2 protein-coding genes are annotated in these 2713 nt (G+C 57.6%); both read right to left on the bottom strand.

Annotation, left to right across the window (positions count from 1 at the left end; translation table 11 throughout):
• Positions 1-392: 392 nt before the first annotated feature.
• Positions 393-1559 (bottom strand): M20 aminoacylase family protein, encoded by a 1167-nt coding sequence (locus C5L10_RS33295; RefSeq protein ID WP_105433205.1) that lies wholly within the window; start codon positions 1557-1559, stop codon positions 393-395.
• A 2-nt stretch (positions 1560-1561) separates the two neighbouring features.
• The gene (locus C5L10_RS33290; RefSeq protein ID WP_105433204.1) at positions 1562-2200 is read right to left on the bottom strand and encodes a GntR family transcriptional regulator; all 639 of its coding nucleotides are present in this window, start codon (positions 2198-2200) and stop codon (positions 1562-1564) included.
• Positions 2201-2713 lie beyond the last annotated feature (513 nt).

Here is a 2713-nt window from a genome sequence, read left to right as displayed (position 1 = left end):
GGCTCCCGCTTCATGCAGATTCATTGCAACAGGGAACAGGCGAGTCCATCTTCATACGGACCCCTTAATTTAGGGGGGCTTTAATTAAAAATCAGTGAAATACCGACTGATCCTGGCAGCCGAAACCGCAAAGGCGGCAACTAAGTTAGACGCCTCGAAGGACCCGAACCGCCGGCACCCCACATGATGGCTTAAACCGTTGAAAGGACAATTTGCGGCGTAACCTGTTATTATGGAGAAGGTATCCTAAACAGGTGACGCTATTTAAGAAGGACATAATGGCACTTAGGCCTCAGGGGCGAAATTGAGTTAAACGTGGTGTACGCTTCTGTATGCACCCTCCCTGCGGGCTGACGGGTCGGCTCCATCAGGACCGGCAAGCTAAAAACTGGTTATGTCCTCGCCTCAACGAGTGAGGCAAAATAAGAAGCCCCAAACGGAAGCGCTTCATCATTGAAATCGAACCACGCGCTATGAAGGATGCAGCCGTTATCATCCGGCCCGTTGCCGATCCAGCCGTAGCATCCGTGCCGGTCCGCGAGCATGAAGGCAAAGTCCTCGACAATCATCGTCTGCGGCGGGTTTGTTTCGATCCTGTTGAACACCGCCGATCCTGCGATCTCCGCAGACCGGGCAGCAGCCTCCGAGTTGATGAGCGTCGGATATTGCTGGACATAGGACACCTTGCATAGCGCGCCGGTCGACATGCAGATACCTTCGACGACCCGCCGAACAGCCGATTCCGCTGCGTCGCGCGCCGTGGGAGAAAACGCCCTCACGGTGCCCCGGATAGTGATCGTGTTCGGCAAGACATTATAGGCATCGCCGCCGTGAATTTGCGTGGCGCTGACGACGATCGCATCCAGAGGATCGACGTTTCGCGCGGAAATCTGCTGGAGCGCAACGAGGATATGGCCGGCGGTCAGGACGACATCGGCTCCCTTATGCGGCTGTGCCGCATGCATTCCGGTGGACCTCACCTCGATCTCGAAGGCATCGCCGGACGCCATCATCGGGCCCGCCTTAACAGCGAAGGTTCCGACCTCCATTCCGGGCCAGTTGTGCAACCCATAAATTTCGTCGCAGCGGAAACTCTCGAACAACCCTTCACGGATCATGCGGGCGGCACCGCCATCGTTGCCTCCCATCTCCTCAGCAGGCTGAAAGACGAAAACGACGCGGCCGGAGAAATCCCGGGTCTCGGCAAGATAGCGGGCGGCGCCGAGGAGCATCGCCGTGTGCCCGTCGTGACCGCAGGCGTGCATTACGCCGCTATTCGTTGAACGATGCGGGAAATCATTGCGCTCTTCAATCGCGAGCGCGTCCATATCAGCCCTTAGCCCAATGGAGCGTCCACTTTCGCGGCTACCGTAAAGCACGCCGACAACGCCTGTCCCACCCATGCCTTCGGTTACTTGGATGCCGTAGGAGTGAAGCTTTTCCGCGACGAAGCTGGCGGTCTTATGTTCCTGGTAGGAAAGCTCAGGATTGGCGTGAAGATGGTGCCGCCACCGGATCATTTCCTCGTGAAATTCGGCGATCCTGTTCTTGATGGGCATCTTCAGTCTTCCCCTGTTTTTATGTCGCGATGGGCGAGCCGCAAATGCTCGCCCAATGTTGCAATCGCGCCGGCCTCGTTGCCGTCCCGACAAGCCTGGAGCAATTTTCGGTGTTCGGCCGCTGACTTTTCCGGCCGGGCGATTATGGAGCTTGCGATCACCTCGGCAAGAGCGGATGACTTGTTCAATTGTTCGATGGTTCGCAACAGCGTCTGCCGGTTCGACGGACGGTAGAGCGCGTGGTGAAAATCCCAATTCAGAGCCGAGAGCCTTGACGGCTCGTCTTCTGCTTCTGCGGCATCGAGTGCCATCTCGGCCCTGGCAAGATCGAGCTTCGTGATTTGCGGAAAGGCGGACCGGAGTGCCAGCGGTTCTAAAAGCAGCCGCATCTCGAACAGATCATCGATCATCCCCCGGTCGAGCTCAGCGACTCTAGCCCCTTTGTAGCCGGTCGTCTCGACCAATCCCTCTTCGGCAAGCGATTGGAGAGCGTGCCGCAGCGGCGTGCGGCTGACGCTCAGCTGTTCGGACAATGCTTCCTGACGCAGCGGCTGCCCGGGCTGCAGCGTGCCGTTCAGGATCAACGTCCTGATTTTGACCGTGGTCGATTCAGCCTGCGTCTTCTGCGTATCCGAAACCATAATTGTATCCAATATTCGTTTCGCTTCCGCTTGTCAACTTCGGATGGTTTCCGACGATCCATGCCATAACGCTGCAGAAGGTCGACAGACTGGCCTCGCTGTCGCCTGCCAATCCCGCCCAAGATCGACAAGCGCTGGCGATCAATGAGCGCCTCGGAATTTGCGGACTATAGACCATCATGTTGAGATCGGCCCTCGACCGCGAAGGTAGAGAATTCCAGACCCAAGGATCGGGTGGTGAAGGCTCTTGATCCCTTCGCGGGTGCTCGTGACCTTGCGACTACACAAGTCGCGTTGCGGCTGGTAGACGCGGCGTCCGCATCGCTGGGGCGCTTTAGGTTTCATCGCAATGCAAGTGCCTTGTCGACTAGGACCGATCGACATTCAGGATTCCCAAATCGCCTGAAGGCTGATTCATAGGCTCCCGTGTTCAACGCGGAGGTCTGCGGGTGGCAGCCAGACGGTATGAATTGAGCGATGTGCAGTGGGCGCAGATTGCGTCGTTGTTGCCCG

This window comes from Neorhizobium sp. T6_25 (assembly GCF_002968555.1).
In the GTDB taxonomy this organism is placed as follows: Bacteria; Pseudomonadota; Alphaproteobacteria; order Rhizobiales; family Rhizobiaceae; genus Neorhizobium.
The sequence above is the reverse complement of the archived record's forward strand: the minus strand, read 5'-3'. Positions and strand labels throughout refer to the sequence as shown.